Origin of the sequence: Candidatus Frankia nodulisporulans (genome assembly GCF_902806475.1) — a bacterium.
In the GTDB taxonomy this organism is placed as follows: domain Bacteria; phylum Actinomycetota; class Actinomycetes; order Frankiales; family Frankiaceae; genus Frankia; species Frankia umida.
In genome coordinates, this window is record NZ_CADCWS010000518.1 from 1 (window position 1) to 786 (window position 786).

1 protein-coding gene is annotated in these 786 nt (G+C 75.7%); it reads right to left on the reverse strand.

The window, feature by feature from the left end; all coding sequences use genetic code 11:
- Nucleotides 1-786 (reverse strand): hypothetical protein (locus tag G6R24_RS21215; RefSeq protein ID WP_225438896.1); only part of this gene is annotated, 786 nt, incomplete at both ends.

Here is a 786-nt window from a genome sequence, read left to right on the forward strand (position 1 = left end):
CGGACGCCCCGGAGATCAGCATCCGTTCGTCGAACGCCACCAGCACCTCCTCCCCGGTCTCGGTATCCACCCCCACCGACATCGCGGCGGGGTCCGCAGGGATCCGGGCCGACGTCCACGCCGCCGGCTGGCCGTCGGTGGCCTGGCGAGTGGCCAGGGTGAGAACCGCCCAGCCACCCCGCACCCCACCGGTAATCCGCAGCCGCAACGCAGTCCGCGCCCCGAGCAACGCCCGGACACTGTCGGTCTTGGCCGTCAGGGCCTTGACGGTCCAGACGCCGTCGAGGCGCACCTCGCAGCGGATCCCGCCCGGGCCGACGGCCGGCGGGGTGGTGAGCGTGCCCGCCAGACCCCGGCCGGCGGCGTGTGCCGCCCAGTACTCGGGGTGCAGCCGATCGAGAAGCTGGCGCTCCTCCGCGGACACCGCCCCCTCCACGGCCGGTGCGACGGCGTGGCAGCGGCCCAGCCACAGGCCGGCGGCGTGCAGGCCCACCAAGCCGGCGGACAGCGACACCGGCCACACCGTCGTCCAGTCCTGCGACGACAGCCACGACGCGGCCGACACCCCGGACGTCGGCACCACATGGGCCGCATGCGCCTGCAGAGCCCGCTGGCACAGCGCCGCCGGATAGGCCACCCGGGCGGCCTTCACCTCGGCCCTAGCGGCCCTTCTGCGGCCCTTAGCGGTCTTGGCGGCGAGGCGGGCGGCACGGCGGGGGGCGGCCAGCGGGTTCGCGGACGTCTCCCGAGCCGTCTTGCACTGGGCACGGGCCTGCGCCACCGACG